Below are 19,473 nucleotides of genomic sequence, written 5' to 3'. Positions count from 1 at the left end.
AGGGAACGACGGGCCGCGACGCGTACGTTCACCGGATGCCCTCCACCCCGCTCGACCCCCGACCCGATCGCGCCCCGCTCGACCCGACCGCCGTGCCGTCCGTCGAGGCCGCGGCGAGCACCCGGGAGGCGTCCGCCCCGGATGCCGCCGCGTCCGGGCTGCCCACGCCGGATGCCGCCCCGGTCGACGTCGAGGCGGAGCGCGCCCGCTGGCGCGACCGCCGCACCGGGCTCATCGCGCTCGTCGTGGTCACCATCGCGCTCTGGGCCGTCATCGCCGCCGCGATCGGGTTCGCGACCACGATGTAGCGCGCTGCGGCCGCCGCCGGGGCCGCCCGACCGGGCCGCTGTGCCCGGGTATCATCTCCTGTGCCCTCCGACGCCCTGCCCGACGACCCCGCCGCTCCCACGGATCCCGTCGACCCCGCCCCCGACGCGGCCATCGATCCCGCCGACCTCGCCGTCACGCTGCGCGTCCTCGGCTCGCTCGCCGACATCGACGAGGAGCACCCCGACTTCGTCGCCGTCCGCCGCGCCACCGCCTCCATGTTCAAGTCGGTGAAGAAGGCCCGCCGCCTCGAGAAGCGCGAGGCCGTCGCCAGCGCCGACCGCGCGGTGGTCGCCGCCACCGCCACGGGCGCGCCCGACCGCATCGACGACGAGACCCGCGGGATCCCGCTCGCCATCACCACGGCCGCGCCCACGGCCGGCACGCTCCTCCGCTCGCGCCCCTGCTACATCTGCAAGCAGCACTACACGCAGGTCGACGCGTTCTACCACCAGCTCTGCCCGGACTGCGCGCGCATCAACCACGCCAAGCGCGAGGCCCGCACCGACCTCACCGGCATGCGCGCGCTGCTCACGGGCGGCCGCGCGAAGATCGGCATGCACATCGCGCTGCGCCTCCTCCGGGACGGCGCGCACACCACCATCACCACGCGCTTCCCGCGCGACGCCGTGCGCCGCTTCGCCGGCCTGCCCGACGCGCACGAGTGGGTCCACCGCCTCCGCGTGGTCGGCCTCGACCTCCGCGACCCGGCGCAGGTCATCGGCCTCGCCGACGCCGTCGCGGCAGCCGGGCCGCTCGACATCCTCATCAACAACGCCGCGCAGACCGTGCGCCGCTCCCCCGGCTCCTACGCGCCCCTGTCCGAGGCGGAGTCGGCGCCGCTGCCGGACGGGCCCATCCCCGAGCTGCTGACGTTCGGGCACACCAACGACGCGCACCCGGCGGCCCTCGCGGCCAGCGTGGCCGCGCACCCGATCCTCTCGACGGCGACGGGCATCACGGCCGCGGAGGTCACCGAGCTCGCGATGACCGCCGGGTCGTCCTCGCTCGCGCGCCTCGCGGCCGGCACGGCCATCGACGCCGGCGGCCTCGTGCCCGACCTGCACGACGCGAACAGCTGGACCCAGGTGGTGCACGAGGTGGATCCGCTCGAGATGCTCGAGGTGCAGCTCGCCAACGTCACGGCGCCGTTCCTCCTGGTCAGCCGGCTGCGTCCCGCGATGGCCGCGTCGGAGTCGCGCCGCAAGTACGTCGTCAACGTCAGCGCGATGGAGGGCCAGTTCGCCCGCGCGTACAAGGGCCCTGGCCACCCGCACACGAACATGGCGAAGGCCGCGCTCAACATGATGACCCGCACGTCGGCGCGCGAGATGCGCGAGACCGACGGGATCCTCATGACGAGCGTCGACACCGGCTGGATCACGGACGAGCGGCCGCACCCCACGAAGGTCCGGCTCGCCGAGGAGGGCTTCCACGCCCCGCTCGACCTCGTCGACGGCGCCGCCCGCGTCTACGACCCCATCGTCATGGGCCAGGCCGGCGAGGACATCTCGGGCGTCTTCCTCAAGGACTACCGCGTCGCCGAGTGGTGATCCGCAGGTCCTGACACGACGAGAGGGCCCGGCCGCCGCATCGCGGTGACCGGGCCCTCTCCTCGTGCGGGCGGCTACTCGACGGCGTCGAGGTCCGACTCGAGCAGCGCCGCGAGCTCGTCGAGCGCGGCGTCCGCGCCGTCGCCCTCGGCCGTGAGGACGACCTGGTCGCCGTTCGCGGCGCCCAGGCTCATCAGCGAGAGGATGCTCGTGGCGTCGAGCGGCGTGCCGCCCGGCTTGCTGATCTTCACGGCGACGCCCGTGCGGCGCACCGCCTCGATGAACAGGGATGCGGGTCGGGCGTGCAGGCCCACGCGGCTGCCGATGGTGGCGGTGCGCTCGGTCATGGTGCTCTCCTTCGTGAGGGGGTCGGGTCGGGGACGGGGGGATCAGGCGGCGACGGGCACGCCCTGGTCGACGGACACCGCCGCGGCGGCAGCGTCGGGGCGCTTGGTCGTGAAGCGCTTGAGCAGCACGACCAGGAACGCGGAGACGACGGTGCCGACGGCGACCGAGGCGAGGAATCCGAGGAACGTGCCGTTCATGGCGAAGAGCACGAACACGCCGCCGTGCGGGGCCTGCGAGACGACGCCGAGCCCCATGACCATGGCGCCCGTGACCGCGCCGCCGACGATGCTCGCGGGGATCACGCGCAGCGGGTCGACCGCGGCGAACGGGATGGCGCCCTCGGAGATGAAAGCGGCGCCGAGGAGCCACGCGGCCTTGCCGTTCTCCCGCTCGGCCGGGCTGAACAGGCGGCGGTCGATCACGGTGGAGGCCAGCGCGAGGGCGAGCGGCGGCACCATGCCGGCAGCCATGACCGCGGCCATGATCGCCCAGGGGGCCTGGTCGGTGATGGATCCGGCGCCGAGGCCCGCCACCGCGAACGAGTAGGCCACCTTGTTGATGGGGCCGCCCAGGTCGACGCACATCATCACGCCGAGGATCACGCCGAGCAGGATCGCGGACGCGCCCGTGAGGCCGGACAGGAAGTCGTTGAGGCCGACGGTGAGCGCCGCGATCGGGCCGCCGAGCACCATGACCATGAGCCCGGAGGCGACGATGGACGCGAGCAGCGGGATGATCACGACGGGCATGAGCCCCCGGAGCCAGCGCGGCACGTCGATGCGTCCGATCGCGTAGGCGATGCCTCCGGCGAGGAGGCCGCCCACCAGGCCGCCGAGGAATCCGGCGCCCATGATGAGCGACACGGCTCCGGCCACGAAGCCGGGCGCGATGCCCGGGCGGTCGGCGATGGCATAGGCGATGTAGCCGGCGAGCACGGGCACGAGGAACTTCATCGACGCGTTCCCGATGACGAACGCGACGGCGCCGAGGTAGCTCATGATCCCGCCGTCGGGCAGGTTGGCGATCGAGTTCTGGACCACGATGTCGGAGGCGACGTCGGAGATCCGGTACCCGCCGAGCAGGAAGCCGAGCGCCATGAGCAGCCCGCCGCCCGCGACGAACGGGATCATGTAGCTGACGCCCGTGAGCAGCCAGCGCTTGAGGCGCGCGCCCACCGACTGGGACGCCTGCGGGGAGGCCTGCTCGGATCCGGCCGCCGACGACGCGCCGCCCGGCACGCGCGGGGCCGAGGGGTCCTTCGCGGCGGCCACGGCCTCGGCCACCATCTGGTCGGGCTGGTCGATGCCGCGCTTGACGGGCGACTGGATCACGGGCTTGCCGGCGAAGCGCGCGCGGTCGCGCACGTCCACGTCGACCGCGAAGATCACGGCGGTCGCCCGCGCGATGATCGCGGGGTCCACCGGCGTGACCGAGGAGGATCCCTGGGTCTCGACGTGCAGCTCCACGCCCGCGCGCTTCGCGGCGGCGACGAGCGAGTCCGCCGCCATGTAGGTGTGCGCGATGCCGGTGGGGCACGCCGTGACGGCGATGAGCACGGGCGCGTCCGCGGGCGCGGCGGCCGGCGCGGACGCCGACGCCGCGGGAGCCGCGGCGGCCGGGGCGCCCGTCGAGGAGGCGGGCTCGTCCACGAGCGCGCCCTCGACGAGGGAGACGACCTGGTCCTCGTCGGTGGCGGTGCGCAGCGCCTCGACGAACTCCGGCTTGATGAGCGAGCGGGCGAGGCGCGACAGCAGCACGAGGTGCTCCTGGTCGGCGCCGTCGGGCGCCGCGATGAAGAACACGAGGTCGGCGGGGCCGTCCGGCGCGCCGAAGTCGACGGTCGGCGCGGGGCGCGCCATGACGAGCGTGGCCTCCGTCACCGCGGCGGAGCGGCAGTGCGGGATCGCGAGCCCGCCGCCCATGCCGGTCGCGGTCTTCGACTCGCGCTCCCACGCGTCGGCGAAGAGGGCGTCGGCGTCGGTGGCGCGGCCCTCGGCGACCACGCGCTCGGCGAGCGTGCGGACGGCGTGCTCGCGGTCGGCGCCGAGGTCGGCGTCGAGGAGCACGAGGCGGTTCGTGATGAGCGATGGCATGTTCTTCTCCAGGTGGGACGGGTCAGCGATCGGCGGCGATCGGGAGGAGCGGCTGGACGGTGACGCTGTCCGGCCGGGTCTCGTCGGGGGCCGGCATGGTGCTGCCGGGGAGGGACGCGGCGGCGGATCCGTGGGCGACGGCCTGCGCCAGCCGCCCCTCGGGTCCGGCCCCGCGGTGGTCGGCGAGCAGGTAGCCCGCGAGCGACGAGTCGCCCGCGCCCACGGTGCTCACCGGCACGATCGGCGGCATGGTGGCGTGCCACCCGCCGTCGGCCGTGGTGAGGACGGCTCCGCGGGCGCCGAGGGTCGCGAGGACCGCCCGGCAGCCGCGCGAGACGAGGGAGCGGGATGCGTCGTGGGCCAGCCGGGGGTCGGCCTCGAGCGCATCCGGATCGGGGAGGCCGACGAGCTCGGCGAGCTCCTCGGCGTTGGGCTTGACGAGGTCGACGACCGCGCCGGACGCGACGAGCGCGGCCATGGGGGCGCCCGAGGAGTCGACGGCGATCCGCGGCGCCGCGTCGCCGAGCTCGGCGCGCACGGCCTGCACCACGCGGGCGTGGAAGTCGTCGTCGAGGCCGGGCGGCAGGGATCCGGCGAGCACGAGCCAGGTGGCCCGGCGCGCGTGGCGGATGACGAGCGCGACGAGCTCGTCCGCCTCCGCCGACGACAGCACGGGGCCCGGCTCGTTGACCTTGGTGGTCGTGCCGTCCGGCTCGGTGAGCGTGACGTTCTGGCGCACGCGGCCGGCGATCTCCAGCGGGTCGTGCGGGATCCGCTCGGCGGCCAGCGCCACGAGCATCGGGTCGTCGAGGCGGCCGGGCAGCAGCGCGACCGTGTCGAGCCCCGAGGCGATGAGCGCGCGGGAGACGTTGACGCCCTTGCCGCCCGGCTGCTCGGCCACGCCCCGGGCGCGCTGCACGGCGCCGCGCGCGAGCGCGCCGGCGAGGTCGATGGTGCGGTCGAGGCTCGGGTTGGCGGTGAGGGTGAGGATCACGCGACCATCACCTCCACCTCGGCGGCGGCCAGCGCGTCGGCCAGCGGCCCCTCGGGCTCCGCATCGGTCACGAGCGTGTCGAGGTCGTCGAGGGCGGCGAAGCCCACGAGCGCCTCCTCCCCCGCCTTCGACGCGTCGACGAGCGCCACGGCGCGTCGGGATCCTCGGGTCAACGCGGTCTTCACGGCCGCCTCCTCTTCGTCGGGGGTGCTGAGGCCGAACTCCGCGTGGATCCCGTTCGCGCCGATGAAGGCGATGTCGGGCCGCAGCCGCGCGAGCTGGCCGAGGGTGGCGGGCCCCACCGCGGCGCTCGTGATCCCGCGGAGGCGGCCGCCGAGCAGCTGCACCTCCACGGCGGGGTTCCGGCTGACCGTCTGCGCCACGACCATGGAGTGCGTGACGACGACGAGCGTGCGGCCCGCCACGTCGGGCACCCAGGCGGCGATGCGGTCGGCCACGAGCCCCGTGGTGGTGCCGGCGTCGATCGCGACGGACCCCTGGAAGCTCGCGGGCAGCAGCGCCATCGCGGCGTCGGCGATGCGGGCCTTGGCCGCGGTGTTGCGCGTGCCGCGGGTGTCGAGGCTCTCCTCGGCGCGCGTGGAGCGGCCCGCCCGGACGGCGCCGCCGTGGACGCGTCGGAGGACGCCGCGCGCCTCGAGCTGGGCGAGGTCGCGCCGGACGGTCTCCGTGGTCACGTCGAACTCGCGGGCGAGGCCCACGACGGCCACGCGACCGGTGCGCTCGAGGAGGGCGACCACCCTGTCCTGGCGCTCTTCGGCGTACATGGGCGGTCTCCTTCGACTCCGTGGGGCACTGGCGCCCCGCGTCCTCGCACTGTAGCCCTCCTACGCAGGAGAAGCAACACGAAGCCACAGAATCCCACATGGCCGCGGTGCTCCGGCGCGGCGAGGCGGCGGCCTGGACAGGCCGATGAAGGACGACGTCGTCACCCGGCGACAGGCAGCGCCGCGACCCCGCAACCTGTCGAGCGGATGCTGCGGACTCGTGCGGTCGTGCCCGAGGACGTCCTCAGCGTCCGAGCGCCGCCGCCTCCTCGCGCAGGACACTGGCGATCGCGCCCGCCTCCCAGGCGAGCCCCGCGGCGTTCGGGTGGAGGGGGACGTCCCCGGCGCTGCCGCCCACGCCCGCGACGTACGGATCCCCCGCGTCGCCCGCGCACGCCCCGTGGTCCGCGGTCGGGGCCTCCTGGTCGACGAACCGCGCCCCGACCCCGGCCGCCGCCTGCGCGACCGCCGCGTCGAGGGCGCTCTGGACGCCGGCGAGCCATGCGGCGTCGCGGTCGGTGAGGAGCACCTGCCCGTTCACGCTCGACGTGGCGGTGGCGCGCAGGCAGCCCTCCTCGGGCAGCCCCTCGGGGTCGCCGATCACGGTGAGGTAGCCGAGCGCGACGATGCGGGCGTCCGGTGCCGCGGCGCGGATCCGGCCGAACGCCTCCGTCAGCCTCGGCGTCACCTCGCCGTCGATGCGCGCGCGGACGGCGTCCGTCCCCCCGGCGGGCGCGAGCGCGTCCACGCACGTGGCGGGTCCCGCCGCGACGGGGCCGTCCGGGTACCGAGCCAGGCAGCCGCCGACGAGCGCGGGGAAGCCGAGGTCGTTGCCGCCGATGCGGACGAGCACCACGTCGGCGCCGTCGGTCAGCGCGTCGATCTGCGCGGGCACGGCCTGCCCGCCGCGTTCGCTCGGGCCGAGGATGTCGGCCGTGGTCGCGCCGTCGCAGGCCGCGTCGACGAGCTCCGCGCCGACGGTGTCGGCGGCGACGCGGACGGAGGCGGACACCGTGCGCCCGCACACCACGGGGTCGCCCGGCAGGGGCGTCGCCGGGCCCGTGCCGGTGGAGTACGAGTCGCCGAGCGAGACGACGCGGAGGGGACGCGGCGTCTCCGGCGTGGGATCCGGCGACGACGTCGTGCACCCGCTGAGCAGGACCAGCGTGGCGACCGCGGCGGTCAGGAGGCGCGCCGGTCGAGGGCGCGAGCCGGGGGTCGCGTCACCGCGCGTGCGGGAGGACGGGAGTGCGGGAGCGGGAGGCATCCCCTCGACCCTACGCGCGGGATCGGATGCGCTCAGTCCTCGGCGGCGCGCTGTCGTGCGTAGACGACGACGGCCACTATCAGCCCGACGATGAGCCCCGCGGCCAACGGGAAGAGGAAGCCGCCCGGGCCGATCTGCGTCACCACGCTGCCGTGGTCGATCCGGGTGTCGACGACGCCGGGCACGTCGAGCCCCGGGTACCCCTCGGTCCCCTGCGCGAACGACGTGATGAGGAGGGTCACGATGACCGCCGCGCCCACCACGAACGCGGCCAGGAAGCCCAGCACCGCGGAACCGACCACCGACGTGCGGTGCGGGTCGGTGGTGTGCGTCCGGTGCAGGGTGGCGTGCGACATTGTGGAGCTCCAGGGGTCGATGACCTCAGCCACGGTACCCGGGTCCCCCAAGTGGAGGACAGTCCCCCGATCGGGGAGCGGATCCCGCGCGCGACCCGTGGTGCGTGCTTCCCTGGGCCATGCAGAACGCGCTCCCCTGGATCCTCGTCGCCCTCCTCGTCCTCGTCCTGGCCCTGCTCGTCCGTGACCGTCGTCGGCGGGACGCGTCCGCCCGACATGCGCTCGACGCGGCCGCGGCCGATGCGGAGAGGCGGCGCATCGTCGACGCGACCGAGCGGACGCGGTCCCTCTCCCTCGCCGAGGAGCACCGCGTGAGGACGGTCGCGGAGCTGACGGCGATGCACGCCGCGGAGCTGGCCGCCGCGGAGGAGCGGACGCGGATCGCCCGCGTGGACGAGCAGGCAGCCCGTGAGCTCGTATCGGCCACCTGGGGCCACGAGGCCTCCTCCCACGCGCACATCGTCGCGGCGTTCGCCGCTGCCGGGCTCCCCGGGATCCTGGCGACGAACGTCGTCTTCTCGCGGACGAGCGACGACGGCGCCCGCTTCGTGCAGCAGATCGACCATGTGGTCGTGACCGCCCGCACGGTGCTGATCATCGAGAACAAGCGGTGGCGTGGCATCGTCTTCGACGGCGTCGTCCCCAGCTCCGAGCATGCGGCGTTCGCGCAGCTCGTGGACGAGTCCTCGTTGGGACGGACCTTCGCCGTGCAGATCGCGCGTCTGTCGAACAGCGCGTCATCGCAGGAGCGGATCGTCCGCTCGCACGTCGGCCGGGAGTCGCCGGCCACCCAGGTGCGCGGGCAGGCTGTCGGCCTGCGCGAGCTGCTCGAGGAGCGGTTGGGCCTCCGCGTCTGGTGCGAGACGGCGGTCCTCTTACTCGCACGATGGCGCCTCGCTCTTCGTACGCCCCGAGGACAGGACCGACGGCGGAGCCGTGACGCGGATCCTCGCGGGCCGCACGGCCCTGGATGCGTACGTCCGGGAGATGGCCCTCTCCGCCGGCACGGGAGCCGAGCGGGATCTCGTCGAGCCGCTGGCGGCGCTGTTCCGGGCAGGTGGCGCGCACGTGGAGCCCCTCGGCCTCTCCGGACGGAGCTGAGCGCGGGTCCTGGTCGCGCCGACCCCGTCCACCGAGGGACGACCCCGGAGAGCGGAAGAGCCCCGCACCTCCGTGAGGAGGAGCGGGGCTCGAGGGTGGATCTGAGGGGATTCGAACCCCTGACCCCCTGCATGCCATGCAGGTGCGCTACCAACTGCGCCACAGACCCGTTCTCCGCTTCCCTGCGGAAGCGACTCGTCTACATTACTACACATTCCGACCGCCTCATGACCAGGGCATCCTCGTCGGCGACGGCCGGCGGCGTCGCCGCGGTCGGACGGCGCGACCAGCGGGCTCGCCTTCCCTGCCGACGCGGACCACCGCACCCGACGGACGACTCGGGACCGCGCCTGCGGTCGCCACAGGATCCCGTCCTCCGGACAGCGATCGTGGGAGCGACCCACGGTCGTGACCGACGTCGAGGCCACGCCTCGACGGGCGAGCGCCCCGTGCACGGCACGCAGCAGGATCAGGAAGCGGAGGCCGTCGGCTCGATCTCGAGGGCGACGACGGGGCAGTCCTTCCAGAGGCGCTCCAGCGAGTAGTACATGCGGTCCTCCTCGGTGAAGACGTGGGCGACGACGTCGCCGAAGTCGAGGAGGATCCAGCGGCCCTCGCTCTTCCCCTCGCGGCGCAGCGGCTTGGCGCCGGCCTCGATCATCTTGTCCTCGATCTCGTCGGCGACCGCCTGCGCGTTCCGCTCGTTGCGAGCGGAGGCGATGAGGAAGACGTCGGTGAGGGGCAGGGGCCCGGAGACGTCGAGCGCGACCAGGTCGATGGCCTGCTTGGAGTCGGCGGCGAGGGCGGCGACCTTGAGCAGGTCGAGGGCGCGGGGAGAAGCGGTCACAGAGTCCTTCCGGGACGGGTGGGGTGGTGCATCAGACGATCAGAATACATTCGTCATGAACGCGACGATGACGAGGCCCGCGCCGATGACGGCGACTCCCCCGGCCGTGACGGCCGCCACGACGGGCGCGGTGAAGCGCTTGCGGGGCGGCGGCTGCACGACGGCGCGCGTGGAGGTGTGGGTGCTGACCGCGCGGCTGGCGCGGACGGGCTCCGAGTCGGAGCGGCCGGGCGCGTGATCCTGGTCGTCGGCCTGCTCCAGGATCCGGTCCATGTCCGCCGTGTCGAACCGGTCCGGGTGCGTGCCCATGGAGCCGAGGCTGCGCGGCAGGTCGATGGATCCCGTGATGATGATCTCGCCCGTGCTGTTGAGCGCCTGCTGCATGTCGTTGGCGTGCGGCACCGTGGGGAGGATGAAGTGGTTGCCGGTGTGCGGCTGGTCCTCGTCGACCTGGTCCTGCACCGACCAGTGCCCGGTCGGCGGGGTGAACGGCGTCCGGACGTCGGCTGCCGCCTCCTGGGTCGCGCTCGGGGCGCCGACGCCGCTCTCCGACGCGGGGGCGGCGATGTCGGCGGAGTCGACGTCCTCGGCCGCGGCGGACGCGCGGGTGCCGAAGGCGGGCTCGATCGTGGGCGCGGCGGACCCGGTCACCCACGGCACGGGCTCGAGCGAGGGCGCGGGGCGCGGATCCTCGTCGCGGCTCGGCGTGTGCGGCGCCAGGGGCGGCACGGTCGGCTGCTCGCCGGACGCGTCGACGTCGCGGTCGCCGTCGGCGCCCGACGGGACGATGGGGGCGAACGGCCAGGCGGACGGCGTCCCGGAGGAGCGGTCGTCGGCGGGGGTCGATCCGTCGGACGTGCGGTCGGCGACAGCGGGAGCGTCGATGACGGCCGGGGCATCGGGCACTGACGAGGCGGCCGGTGCGACGTCGGACGTCGCGGTCTCGGGTGCCTCCGTCGCGTCCGCCGCCGGCGTGCGCCGGTACGCGCTCCCGTACGGGGCGCGGGGACGCGGGGTGGCGCGGGAGCCGCGGCCGTAGCGCACGTACGGCGGTACGGCCGGCTCGGCGGACGTCGCGGGAGGTGCGTCGTCGACGACGGGAGCGCCGGACTCCTCGTCCGGGGTCGTGGCGACCGCATCGGCCTCCGGGACCGACGGCACCTCGGCGCCGGACGTGCGGGCGTCGGCCGGGGCGTCGTCGCCGTGCTCGGACCCGCGCTGCTGGCGGGCGGCCTCCTCGGCCTCGCGGATGGCGCGGAGCTGGCGTCGGGTGAGGACGCCGCCCGACAGGAGGATGGCGGAGGTGTCGGGGCCCACGCCGGGAGCGGTGATCGGGGCGGCCGCGGGCGTCGTCGCCGCGTCGGTCGCCGTCCCGGATCCGTCGTCCTCCGACGAGCCGGACGGCTCGACCGTCGTCCCCTGCGGCGCGTCCTCGGCCGCAGGTCGGTCGGATGCGTCCACCGAGGCGGCAGCGCGCTCCTCGACCGGCGCGTCGTCCGCCTCGTCGATGCCGAGGGCCAGAGCGCGGGCGCGCTCGGCAGCGCGCATCTCGCGGCGGCTGAGCCCGAGGGTCGCGGGAGCGGGACCGTCGTCGAACGAGGTCGGCCCGGTGTCGGGCGCGTCGTGGGAGGGGGTCATTGCGGGCTCCGATACAGGTGGTGCTTGGAGATGTACTGGACGACTCCGTCGGGGACGAGGTACCAGACGGGGAAGCCCCGCCCGACTCGGCTCCGGCAGTCGGTGGAGGAGATCGCCAACGCCGGCACCTCGAGCAATCTTACGTCGGCGTGCGGGAGGCCGCTCTCGGTGAGGTCGTGGCCGGGGCGCGTGACGGCCACGAAGTGCGCCAGGTCCCAGAGCTCCCCGACGTCCTTCCACCCGAGGATCTGCTGGATCGCGTCCGCGCCCGTGATGAAGAACAGCTCCGCGTCCGGGTGCGTGCGCCGGATGTCGCGGAGCGTGTCGATCGTGTAGGTGGTGCCCGCCCGGTCGATGTCGACGCGGCTGACGGTGAAGCGGGGGTTGGCCGCGGTGGCGATCACGCTCATCAGGTAGCGGTGCTCGCCGTCGGTGACGGTCTGCTTCTGCCACGGCTGCCCGGTGGGGACGAAGATGACCTCGTCCAGCTGCAGGTGCTGCTGGACCTCGCTCGCGGCGACGAGGTGGCCGTTGTGGATGGGGTCGAACGTGCCGCCCATGACCCCGATGCGGAGGCGCGGGGTCGCGGGTGTCGTCATCTGGCGGATGCTCGCGCTCAGTGGGCCTGGTCGGCGGTGCCGTGGCCCTGCTCGGCGACGGGGGGCTTGCCCCACTTCTCGGAGTGGCGGTTGCTCACGTCGCGGAAGCTGTACATCACCACTCCGAGCGCGACGAACGCGACCGCCGCGACGGCCGGGAACACCCACAGCGGAGCGGCGAGCTCCATGGCGTGCTCGGTCTCGGCGAGGATGGTGGTGGTCAGCGCGTGCATGGGATCTCCGTTCGTGGCACGCCTCGTGGCGCGGAGGCGGCGCCTGCCATCCTATCGGCGGGCCCCCGTGCGGGGCGTGCACCGCGGTCGGGCGTGCCGCGGGCGCCCGGATGGCGGCCCTGCCTGACGGGTGCGGCTCAGCCGCGCACCTGCCCGCTCCCCCGCACGACCCACTTCGTGCTGGTGAGCTCCTGCAGGCCCATCGGCCCGCGCGCGTGCAGCTTCTGGGTCGAGATGCCGACCTCGGCGCCGAAGCCGAACGCGGATCCGTCCGTGAAGCGCGTCGATGCGTTCACCATGACGACGGCCGAGTCCACGGCCTGGAGGAAGCGCTCGGCGACGGCGAGGTCGGACGTGACGATGGACTCCGTGTGGTGCGTGGACCAGCGGGCGATGTGCGCCACCGCGTCCTCCACGGAGTCGACGACCCGGACGGCGAGGTCGAGGGAGAGGTACTCCGCCGCCCAGTCGCCGTCGTCGGCGGGGACGGCCGCGGGCCACAGGTCGCGGACCGCCGCGTCGCCGTGCACGGTCACCCCGCGGTCGCGGAGCGCGTCGAGGACGCCGGGCAGGATCCGGGGCGCCGCGTCCCGGTGCACGAGGAGCGTCTCCATGGCGTTGCACACGCTCGGACGGCTGACCTTGGCGTCGAGGGCGATGTCGACCGCCATCCGCGCGTCCGCCGAGGCGTCCAGGTAGACGTGGACCACGCCCGCCCCGGTCTCGATGACGGGGACGGTCGACTCCTCCACCACGGTGCGGATGAGGTCCGCCGATCCGCGCGGCACGAGGACGTCGACGAGACCGCGTGCGCGCATGAGGCGGGCCGCGCCGGCGCGCCCGTGCGCGTCCACGGTCTGCACGGCGTCGGCCGGGAGGCCCGCGCGCTCGAGGGCGCCGCGCATCACCTCGACCAGCACGGCGTTCGTGCGGAGGGCCGCGGATCCGCCGCGGAGCACCACCGCGTTGCCGCTCCGGAGGGCGAGCGCGGCGATGTCGACGGTGACGTTGGGCCGGGCCTCGTAGATCGCCCCCACGACGCCGAAGGGGACGCGCACCTGCGAGAGGAGGAGGCCGTTGGGGAGGGTGCGGCCGCGGACGACCTGGCCGAGCGGGTCGTCGAGGCCGCGGATGCCCGTGACGGCGTCCGCGAGGGATGCGACGCGGGCGGCGTCGAGGGCCAGGCGGTCGAGCAGCCCGGCCGCGAGTCCGGAGGCGCGACCGGCGGCGAGGTCCGCCGCGTTGGCGGCGACGATGCGGTCGCGCGCATCCAGGAGCGCGGCCGCGATCCCGTCGAGCGCGGACTCACGCTGCACGGACGTGGCGGTCGCGAGGACGGTGGCCGCGGAACGGGCACCCGCGAGGATCCCCTCGAGGGCGGCCTCCGACGGGGTGGCATCCGACGGGGCGACGCTCGACGGGGCTCCCTCGGACGGGGATGCGGCAAGGGCGGACGCGACGACGGGGGCGCCGGAGGCGGTGGCGGGCATGCACGGCAGCCTAGCCAGCCGGGGTCGGGCGGCGGCGCTCGGTGACGCTGCAGGTCGGGCGGTCCGTCAGGCGCGGGGCGCGAACCAGGTGCCGACGTGCGCTCCGGCGAGGGCCTCGGCGACCTGCGCGGTCGACGTGAGCAGGACCCCGGCGCCCGCCTCGGCGGCCAGGCGCGCGGCCGCGACCTTCGTCACCGCTCCCCCCGTGCCGACGCCCGTGCCCGTGCTGCCGATCTCGACGCCCTCCAGCTCGTCGCCGTACGCCACGTGCTCGATGCGGCGGGCGCCCGGCTCCTGCGGCGGCCGCGTGTAGAGCGCGTCGACGTCCGAGAGGAGGAGCAGCAGGTCGGCGTCCACGAGCCGGGCGACGAGCGCCGCGAGCCGGTCGTTGTCGCCGAAGCGGATCTCATGGGTCGCCACGGTGTCGTTCTCGTTGACGATGGGCAGCAGGCGCAGGCCCAGCAGGCGCTCCATGGCCCGCTGCGCGTTCTCGCGGTGGTCCGGTGCGGCGAGGTCGCCCGCGGTGAGGAGCACCTGGCCGGCGACGATGCCGTAGCGGTCGAGGCTCTCCTGGTAGCGGAAGACCAGCACGCTCTGCCCGACGGCGGCGGCGGCCTGCTGCGTGGCGAGGTCGGCCGGACGGTCGTCGAGGCGGAGGAACGGCATCCCGGTCGCGATGGCGCCGGACGACACGAGGACGACCTCCGCGCCCCGCGCGTGCACGGAGGCGATCGCGTCCACGAGCGGCGCGATCTGGCCGGCGTTCTCCCCGCTGATGGACGACGAGCCGACCTTCACGACGATGCGTCGCGCCGACGCGATGCCCGCGCGCGAGGTCGTGCCCACCCGCTAGGCCCTGTCGTCCGAGACGGCGTCCTCGTCCGTCGCGTCGTCGTCGGCCCACAGGCCGGCCTCGCCCTCGCGCACGAGCTGCGCGCGGGCCTCGGCCTTCGCGTCCATCCGGGCGAAGTAGTCCTCGCGCCGGGACTGGTTGGTGCGGCGGTTAATCGGGTCGACGCGCGCGTCGGCGCCGCGGGGGCTCGTGATGAGCTCCGCGGTGGACGTGAGCGTGGGCTCCCAGTCGAAGACGACGCCGCTGCCCTCGCCGATGACGACGCTGGATCCCGCGACCGCGCCGGCCTTGAACAGGCCGTCCTCGACGCCGAGCTTGGCGAGCCGGTCGGCCAGGTAGCCGACGGCCTCGTCGTTGGTGAAGTCGGTCTGCTGCACCCAGCGCTCGGGCTTGGTGCCGAGCACCCGGTAGACGTCGCCGTAGCTGCCGCCGTCCACGCGGATGGTGAAGGGCTTCTCGTCCACGGCGCGGGGGCGCAGCACGATCCGGGGTGCCTCGGGCTCCTCGGCGGCCCGGGTGCGCGCGTCCTCCACGAGCTCCGCCAGGGCGAAGGACAGCTGGCGCAGGCCCTCGTGGCTCACGGTGGAGATGTCGAACACGCGGTAGCCGCGGGCCTCGAGCTCCGGGCGCACGAGGTCGGCGAGCTCCTGCGCCTCCGGCACGTCGATCTTGTTCAGCGCCACGAGCTGCGGGCGCTCGAGCAGCGGGACCTGTCCGTCGGGGACGGGGTAGGCGGCGAGCTCGGTGAGGATGATGTCGAGGTCGGAGATCGGGTCGCGGCCGGGGTCGAGCGTGGCGCAGTCGAGCACGTGCAGGAGCGCCGAGCAGCGCTCGACGTGGCGCAGGAACTCGAGGCCGAGGCCCTTGCCCTCGCTCGCGCCCTCGATGAGGCCCGGCACGTCGGCGACGGTGTAGCGGGAGTCCGCGACCTCGACGACGCCGAGGTTCGGGTGCAGCGTCGTGAAGGGGTAGTCGGCGATCTTCGGCTTCGCGGCCGAGATGGCGGCGACGAGGCTCGACTTGCCCGCCGACGGGTAGCCGACGAGCGCGACGTCGGCGACGACCTTGAGCTCGAGGACGACGTCGCCCTCGTAGCCGCGCGTGCCGAGGAGCGCGAAGCCCGGGGCCTTGCGCTTGGTGGTGGCGAGCGACGCGTTGCCCAGTCCGCCCTGTCCGGCCTCGGCGGCGACGAAGCGCATGCCGGGCGTGGCCATGTCCGCGAGCTCGTCGCCGTCGGCGTCCTTGACGACGGTGCCGACGGGCACGGGGAGCTCGAGGGTCTCGCCGAGGGTGCCGTGGCGGTGGTCGCCCATGCCGGGGCCGCCGTTGCGGGAGGAGCGGTGCGGGCCGCGGTGGTACGGCAGCAGCGTGGTCACCTGCGGGTCGGCGACGAGGACGATGTCCCCGCCGTTGCCGCCGTTGCCGCCGTCGGGGCCCGCGAGGGGCTTGAACTTCTCGCGGCGCACCGAGACGCAGCCGTTGCCGCCGTTTCCCGCCCGCAGGTGGAGGGTGACGGTGTCGACGAATGTCGCCATGGCTGTCGCTCGTTTCTTCTTGGAGGTGTTGCCCTGCGGAACGCACGCAAGGGCGGGCCGAGGAGGCCCGCCCTTGATGTGCTGCGCGGCCGAGCCGCTGCAGGGTCCGTGCTGTCGGCCTGCGCTAGGCCGGGACGACGATGTTGACGACCTTGCGGCCGCCCTTGACGCCGAACTCCACCGAGCCGGCGGAGAGGGCGAACAGCGTGTCGTCGCCGCCACGGCCGACGTTCACGCCGGGGTGGAAGTGCGTGCCGCGCTGGCGGACGATGATCTCGCCGGCGCCGACGACCTGGCCGCCGAAGCGCTTCACGCCGAGGCGCTGGGCGTTCGAGTCACGGCCGTTGCGGGTAGAGCTCGCGCCCTTCTTGTGTGCCATCTGTTTCTCCTGCGGTCTTGGGTGCTAGTTGATCTCGGTGACCTGGACGCGCGTGAGGTCCTGGCGGTGCCCCTGGCGCTTCTTGTACCCGGTCTTGTTCTTGAACTTCTGGATGACGATCTTGGGACCGCGGAGGTCGTTCAGGATCTCGGCGCTGACGGTGACGTCGGCGAGCTTCGCGGCGTCCGTGGTGATGGTGTCGCCGTCGACGAGCAGGACCGCGGGGAGCACGACCTTGCCGCTCTGCTGGTTCTTGACCCGGTCCATCGTGACGATGGTCCCGACCTCGACCTTCTCCTGCCGACCGCCGGCGCGCACAACTGCGTAAACCACTTTTCCGTACCTGTTTTCTCTCGCGGGCTTGACTCACTGGGGACTTGACGCCCTGTGGCCCGAATCATTGGAGGAAGTCTGCCGCAGGCGCACGACCCCTCGGGGATCGGCGCATGCCAGCGACTCACGTTACCGGAACGCCGGACAGGGGTCAAACCCCGGACCTCGGGCGTCCTCGGACGATCATACGCGAGGGTGCGCGCGTCGGGCCGCAACCGCGCCGGGCGCGTCGCGGCGTCCTCCGTCGTCAGGTGCGGGGGCCTCTGCCTATGCTCGCAGGATGACCGTCCTCCTCGACCGACCCGCGTGGCCCGCGCACGGCACCCTGTGGTCGCACCTCGTGAGCGACGCCTCGCTCGAGGAGCTGCACGCGTTCGCCCGGGCTGCCGGGATCCCCGAGCGGGGCTTCGACCGGGACCACTACGACGTGCCGGCGGCGCGCTACGAGGAGCTGGTGGCGCGCGGTGCGGTGCCCGTGTCCAACCGCGACCTGGTGCGGCGCCTGCAGGCGAGCGGCCTGCGGGTGACCCAGCGGGAGCGGCGCGGACTCGGCGGCTGACGCCTCCGCGCACGTCGTCCCCGAGGCGGGGACGACGGAGGGCCCGGAGCATGCGCTCCGGGCCCTCCGCCGTGCGGCCGTCGCGGGACGGCCGCGCGATCAGCTCGCGTCGTCCGCGGGCGTCGGGGTCGGCGTCGTGAGCGTGGCCGTGGAGACGCGGCGGCTGCGCGAGCGCCCCTGACCCGGCTCCTTCGGCTGCGGCAGCGCGTCGAGCACGGAGCCGAGGAGCTGCTCGGCGTCGGCCGAGCTCACGCGGCGCGGGGCCGTGCGGGCGCTCGCCACCGGGATGTCGAGGATCTGCACGGGCTCCAGGCGGATGGCCTCGCGGGGCTCGAGCGTCGACAGCGCGGGCTCCTCCACGGCGGCGTCCGCCGGGGTCGGGTCCTCCGCGTGGGCGACGGGCTCCTCGACGGCGGGCTCCGGGGCCGGCGTCTGCTCCGGCGCCTCGGTCGGCGCGGACGACGCACGTCCCCGGCCGCCGCGGCTGCGACGCGGGCGGTCGCCGCGCGGCTGCTCCTCGGCGGGCTGGGCCTCCGACGCGGGACGCGCGGCGGCGTCCGCCTCGGCCTCGTCCGGCGTGCGCACGACGTCCTCGACGCGGTCGATGGCGTCGTTCACCGTCTGGATGGTGCTCGTCGCGATCTTCGCGAGCGCCGAGCGCGCGTCGTCGGTGATGCTGTGCGTGCTCGCCGCGGGCGTGCGCTGCTGCGGGGCCTGGCCGCCGCCGTTCCCGCGACCGCCGCCGTTCCCGTTGGCGCCTCCGCCGTTCCCGCTGCCGTGGTCCTGCTGGCCCTTGCCGCCGCGACGGCGGCCCTGGCCCTGCACAGGCTCCTGGGGGGTCTGCTTGTGGGCCATGAGCGGGTCGTGGTGGATGATGATCCCCCGGCCGGCGCACGTCTCGCAGTTCTCGGAGAACGACTCGAGGAGCCCGAGGCCGAGCTTCTTGCGGGTCATCTGCACGAGGCCGAGCGAGGTGACCTCGGCCACCTGGTGCTTGGTGCGGTCGCGGCTGAGGCACTCCACCAGGCGGCGCAGCACGAGGTCGCGGTTGGTCTCGAGCACCATGTCGATGAAGTCGACGACGATGATGCCGCCGATGTCGCGCAGGCGCATCTGGCGGACGATCTCCTCCGCGGCCTCGAGGTTGTTCTTGGTGACGGTCTCCTCGAGGTTGCCGCCGGATCCGACGAACTTGCCCGTGTTGACGTCGACCACGGTCATGGCCTCGGTGCGGTCGATGACGAGGGATCCGCCGGAGGGCAGCCAGACCTTGCGGTCGAGCGCCTTCTCGATCTGCTCGCTGACGCGGTAGTGGTCGAACGAGTCCTTCTCGCCCGAGTACGCCTGGACCCGGTCGATGAGGTCGGGCGCGACCCCGCGGAGGTAGCCCTCGATGATCTCCTGGGCGTCGCCGCCGTCGATGACGAGCTCGCGGAAGTCCTCGTTGAAGACGTCGCGGATGATCTTCAGCAGCAGGTCGGGCTCCGAGTGCAGGAGCGCGGGCGCCTGCGCCTTCTCGACCTGGCGGCTGATCTCCGCCCACTGCGAGGTGAGGCGCTCCACGTCGAGCTTCAGCTGCTCCTCGGTCGCGCCCTCGGCGGCCGTGCGGACGATGACGCCCACGTTCTCGGGCAGCACCTCCTTGAGCGTCTTCTTCAGACGCGCGCGCTCGGTGTCGGGGAGCTTGCGGCTGATGCCGTTCATGGACCCGTTGGGCACGTACACGAGGTACCGGCCCGGCAGGCTGACCTGGCTCGTGAGGCGGGCGCCCTTGTGGCCGACCGGGTCCTTGGTGACCTGGACGAGCACGCGGTCGCCGGGCTTGAGCGCGACCTCGATGCGGCGCGCGTGGCTCCCGCCGCCCTTGTCCGCGTTGGCGGCCTCCCAATCGACCTCGCCGGAGTACAGCACGGCGTTGCGGCCGCGGCCGATGTCGATGAAGGCGGCCTCCATGCTGGGCAGCACGTTCTGGACGCGGCCGAGGTAGACGTTGCCGATGAGCGACGCCTCGTCGGCGCGGGCGACGTAGTGCTCCACGAGCACGTGGTCCTCGAGCACGCCGATCTGGATCTTGCCGTCGCGCGAGCGCACGATCATGCTGCGGTCCACCGACTCGCGGCGGGCCAGGTACTCCGACTCCGTGAGCACGGGGCGGCGGCGGCCGGCGTCGCGGCCGTCCCGGC

At 74.2% G+C, this 19,473-nt stretch carries 20 protein-coding genes, 1 tRNA gene and 1 pseudogene; 5 read left to right on the top strand and 17 right to left on the bottom strand.

The features are described 5' to 3' along the window. Positions 1-35 precede the first annotated feature (35 nt). Together AES38_RS07160 and AES38_RS07155 are read left to right on the top strand one after the other, a co-directional pair. The gene (locus tag AES38_RS07160; RefSeq protein WP_053774384.1) at positions 36-308 is read left to right on the top strand and encodes a hypothetical protein; all 273 of its coding nucleotides are present in this window, start codon (positions 36-38) and stop codon (positions 306-308) included. Between the two features lie 60 nt (positions 309-368). Then, positions 369-1,880 (top strand): SDR family NAD(P)-dependent oxidoreductase, encoded by a 1,512-nt coding sequence (locus AES38_RS07155; protein WP_244629257.1) that lies wholly within the window; start codon positions 369-371, stop codon positions 1,878-1,880. Positions 1,881-1,954: 74 nt separating this feature from the next. On the opposite strand, the gene AES38_RS07150 is transcribed toward AES38_RS07155, so the two are convergent. The 6 genes from AES38_RS07150 to AES38_RS07125 form a co-directional block, all read right to left on the bottom strand. Next, entirely contained in the window at positions 1,955-2,227 is a 273-nt protein-coding gene (locus tag AES38_RS07150) for an HPr family phosphocarrier protein (RefSeq protein WP_012299146.1), read from the bottom strand. Between the two features lie 42 nt (positions 2,228-2,269). Further along, on the bottom strand, positions 2,270-4,321 hold the full coding sequence (locus AES38_RS07145) for a PTS fructose transporter subunit IIABC (RefSeq protein WP_053774383.1): 2,052 nt from the start codon (positions 4,319-4,321) through the stop codon (positions 2,270-2,272). Positions 4,322-4,343: 22 nt separating this feature from the next. Then, complete coding sequence (locus tag AES38_RS07140) at positions 4,344-5,315, bottom strand: 1-phosphofructokinase family hexose kinase (RefSeq protein ID WP_053774382.1); 972 nt, start codon at positions 5,313-5,315, stop codon at positions 4,344-4,346. Continuing rightward, entirely contained in the window at positions 5,312-6,100 is a 789-nt protein-coding gene (locus AES38_RS07135; protein WP_053774381.1) for a DeoR/GlpR family DNA-binding transcription regulator, read from the bottom strand. The genes AES38_RS07140 and AES38_RS07135 overlap by 4 nt, the downstream gene beginning before the upstream one ends. Positions 6,101-6,344: 244 nt before the next feature. Then, a complete protein-coding gene (locus AES38_RS07130) occupies positions 6,345-7,367 on the bottom strand; it encodes an SGNH/GDSL hydrolase family protein (RefSeq protein ID WP_053774380.1) in 1,023 nt (340 codons plus the stop codon). 32 nt (positions 7,368-7,399) lie between these two features. Continuing rightward, entirely contained in the window at positions 7,400-7,723 is a 324-nt protein-coding gene (locus AES38_RS07125; protein WP_053774379.1) for a hypothetical protein, read from the bottom strand. A gap of 119 nt (positions 7,724-7,842) precedes the next feature. Here AES38_RS07125 and AES38_RS16545 point away from each other — a divergent pair. Next, a pseudogene (locus AES38_RS16545) lies at positions 7,843-8,583 on the top strand (nuclease-related domain-containing protein); the annotation flags it as partial. 76 nt (positions 8,584-8,659) lie between these two features. Then, positions 8,660-8,824 (top strand): hypothetical protein, encoded by a 165-nt coding sequence (locus AES38_RS15820; protein WP_157883514.1) that lies wholly within the window; start codon positions 8,660-8,662, stop codon positions 8,822-8,824. A gap of 96 nt (positions 8,825-8,920) precedes the next feature. Here AES38_RS15820 and AES38_RS07115 read toward each other — a convergent pair. The 10 genes from AES38_RS07115 to rplU all read right to left on the bottom strand — a co-directional run bounded on the left by AES38_RS07115 (position 8,921) and on the right by rplU (position 16,731). Continuing rightward, positions 8,921-8,993, bottom strand: a tRNA-Ala gene (locus AES38_RS07115). A 300-nt stretch (positions 8,994-9,293) separates the two neighbouring features. Then, positions 9,294-9,671 carry a ribosome silencing factor gene (gene rsfS / locus AES38_RS07110; protein WP_012038183.1) on the bottom strand — a complete coding sequence of 126 codons (378 nt, stop codon included), beginning with the start codon at positions 9,669-9,671 and terminating at the stop codon, positions 9,294-9,296. Positions 9,672-9,710: 39 nt separating this feature from the next. Next, on the bottom strand, positions 9,711-11,309 hold the full coding sequence (locus AES38_RS07105; protein ID WP_053774377.1) for a hypothetical protein: 1,599 nt from the start codon (positions 11,307-11,309) through the stop codon (positions 9,711-9,713). Continuing rightward, positions 11,306-11,908, bottom strand: a complete 603-nt coding sequence (nadD, locus tag AES38_RS07100; RefSeq protein WP_053774376.1) for a nicotinate-nucleotide adenylyltransferase — start codon at positions 11,906-11,908, stop codon at positions 11,306-11,308. Before nadD ends, AES38_RS07105 begins: the two co-directional genes overlap by 4 nt. Positions 11,909-11,925: 17 nt before the next feature. Then, entirely contained in the window at positions 11,926-12,141 is a 216-nt protein-coding gene (locus AES38_RS07095) for a hypothetical protein (RefSeq protein WP_043672338.1), read from the bottom strand. A 137-nt stretch (positions 12,142-12,278) separates the two neighbouring features. Next, a complete protein-coding gene (locus AES38_RS07090) occupies positions 12,279-13,631 on the bottom strand; it encodes a glutamate-5-semialdehyde dehydrogenase (RefSeq protein ID WP_072174622.1) in 1,353 nt (450 codons plus the stop codon). 66 nt (positions 13,632-13,697) lie between these two features. After that, positions 13,698-14,477, bottom strand: coding sequence for a glutamate 5-kinase (gene proB, locus AES38_RS07085; RefSeq protein WP_053774375.1), 780 nt, complete (start codon positions 14,475-14,477; stop codon positions 13,698-13,700). A 3-nt stretch (positions 14,478-14,480) separates the two neighbouring features. Next, positions 14,481-16,019, bottom strand: a complete 1,539-nt coding sequence (gene obgE, locus AES38_RS07080) for a GTPase ObgE (RefSeq protein ID WP_053774374.1) — start codon at positions 16,017-16,019, stop codon at positions 14,481-14,483. Between the two features lie 124 nt (positions 16,020-16,143). Further along, a complete protein-coding gene (gene rpmA, locus AES38_RS07075; RefSeq protein ID WP_012299161.1) occupies positions 16,144-16,398 on the bottom strand; it encodes a 50S ribosomal protein L27 in 255 nt (84 codons plus the stop codon). Between the two features lie 24 nt (positions 16,399-16,422). After that, the gene (gene rplU / locus AES38_RS07070) at positions 16,423-16,731 is read right to left on the bottom strand and encodes a 50S ribosomal protein L21 (RefSeq protein WP_012038175.1); all 309 of its coding nucleotides are present in this window, start codon (positions 16,729-16,731) and stop codon (positions 16,423-16,425) included. Positions 16,732-17,011: 280 nt separating this feature from the next. Here rplU and AES38_RS07065 point away from each other — a divergent pair, with 280 nt between their 5' ends. Beyond that, positions 17,012-17,290, top strand: coding sequence for a DUF4031 domain-containing protein (locus tag AES38_RS07065; RefSeq protein ID WP_053774373.1), 279 nt, complete (start codon positions 17,012-17,014; stop codon positions 17,288-17,290). 99 nt (positions 17,291-17,389) lie between these two features. Here the strand turns inward: AES38_RS07065 and AES38_RS07060 are convergent, their stop codons facing one another. After that, positions 17,390-19,438: an Rne/Rng family ribonuclease gene (locus AES38_RS07060; protein WP_256998884.1), complete on the bottom strand. Its 2,049-nt coding sequence runs from the start codon at positions 19,436-19,438 to the stop codon at positions 17,390-17,392. Positions 19,439-19,473: the final 35 nt, after the last annotated feature.

The sequence above is a fragment of the Clavibacter capsici genome (assembly GCF_001280205.1).
GTDB classification, from domain to species: Bacteria; Actinomycetota; Actinomycetes; order Actinomycetales; family Microbacteriaceae; genus Clavibacter; species Clavibacter capsici.
The sequence above is the reverse complement of the archived record's forward strand: the minus strand, read 5'-3'. Positions and strand labels throughout refer to the sequence as shown.

Bases quoted from the DNA above. Each gene is read 5' to 3' on its own strand.
- AES38_RS07160 (WP_053774384.1), top strand. From the start codon at position 36: ATGCCCTCCACCCCGCTCGACCCCCGACCCGATCGCGCCCCGCTCGAC.
- AES38_RS07150 (WP_012299146.1), bottom strand. From the start codon at position 2,227: ATGACCGAGCGCACCGCCACCATCGGCAGCCGCGTGGGCCTGCACGCC.
- AES38_RS07145 (WP_053774383.1), bottom strand. From the start codon at position 4,321: ATGCCATCGCTCATCACGAACCGCCTCGTGCTCCTCGACGCCGACCTC.
- AES38_RS07135 (WP_053774381.1), bottom strand. From the start codon at position 6,100: ATGTACGCCGAAGAGCGCCAGGACAGGGTGGTCGCCCTCCTCGAGCGC.
- AES38_RS07130 (WP_053774380.1), bottom strand. From the start codon at position 7,367: ATGCCTCCCGCTCCCGCACTCCCGTCCTCCCGCACGCGCGGTGACGCG.
- AES38_RS07125 (WP_053774379.1), bottom strand. From the start codon at position 7,723: ATGTCGCACGCCACCCTGCACCGGACGCACACCACCGACCCGCACCGC.
- AES38_RS07105 (WP_053774377.1), bottom strand. From the start codon at position 11,309: ATGACCCCCTCCCACGACGCGCCCGACACCGGGCCGACCTCGTTCGAC.
- nadD (WP_053774376.1), bottom strand. From the start codon at position 11,908: ATGACGACACCCGCGACCCCGCGCCTCCGCATCGGGGTCATGGGCGGC.
- AES38_RS07095 (WP_043672338.1), bottom strand. From the start codon at position 12,141: ATGCACGCGCTGACCACCACCATCCTCGCCGAGACCGAGCACGCCATG.
- AES38_RS07090 (WP_072174622.1), bottom strand. From the start codon at position 13,631: ATGCCCGCCACCGCCTCCGGCGCCCCCGTCGTCGCGTCCGCCCTTGCC.
- obgE (WP_053774374.1), bottom strand. From the start codon at position 16,019: ATGGCGACATTCGTCGACACCGTCACCCTCCACCTGCGGGCGGGAAAC.
- rpmA (WP_012299161.1), bottom strand. From the start codon at position 16,398: ATGGCACACAAGAAGGGCGCGAGCTCTACCCGCAACGGCCGTGACTCG.
- AES38_RS07065 (WP_053774373.1), top strand. From the start codon at position 17,012: ATGACCGTCCTCCTCGACCGACCCGCGTGGCCCGCGCACGGCACCCTG.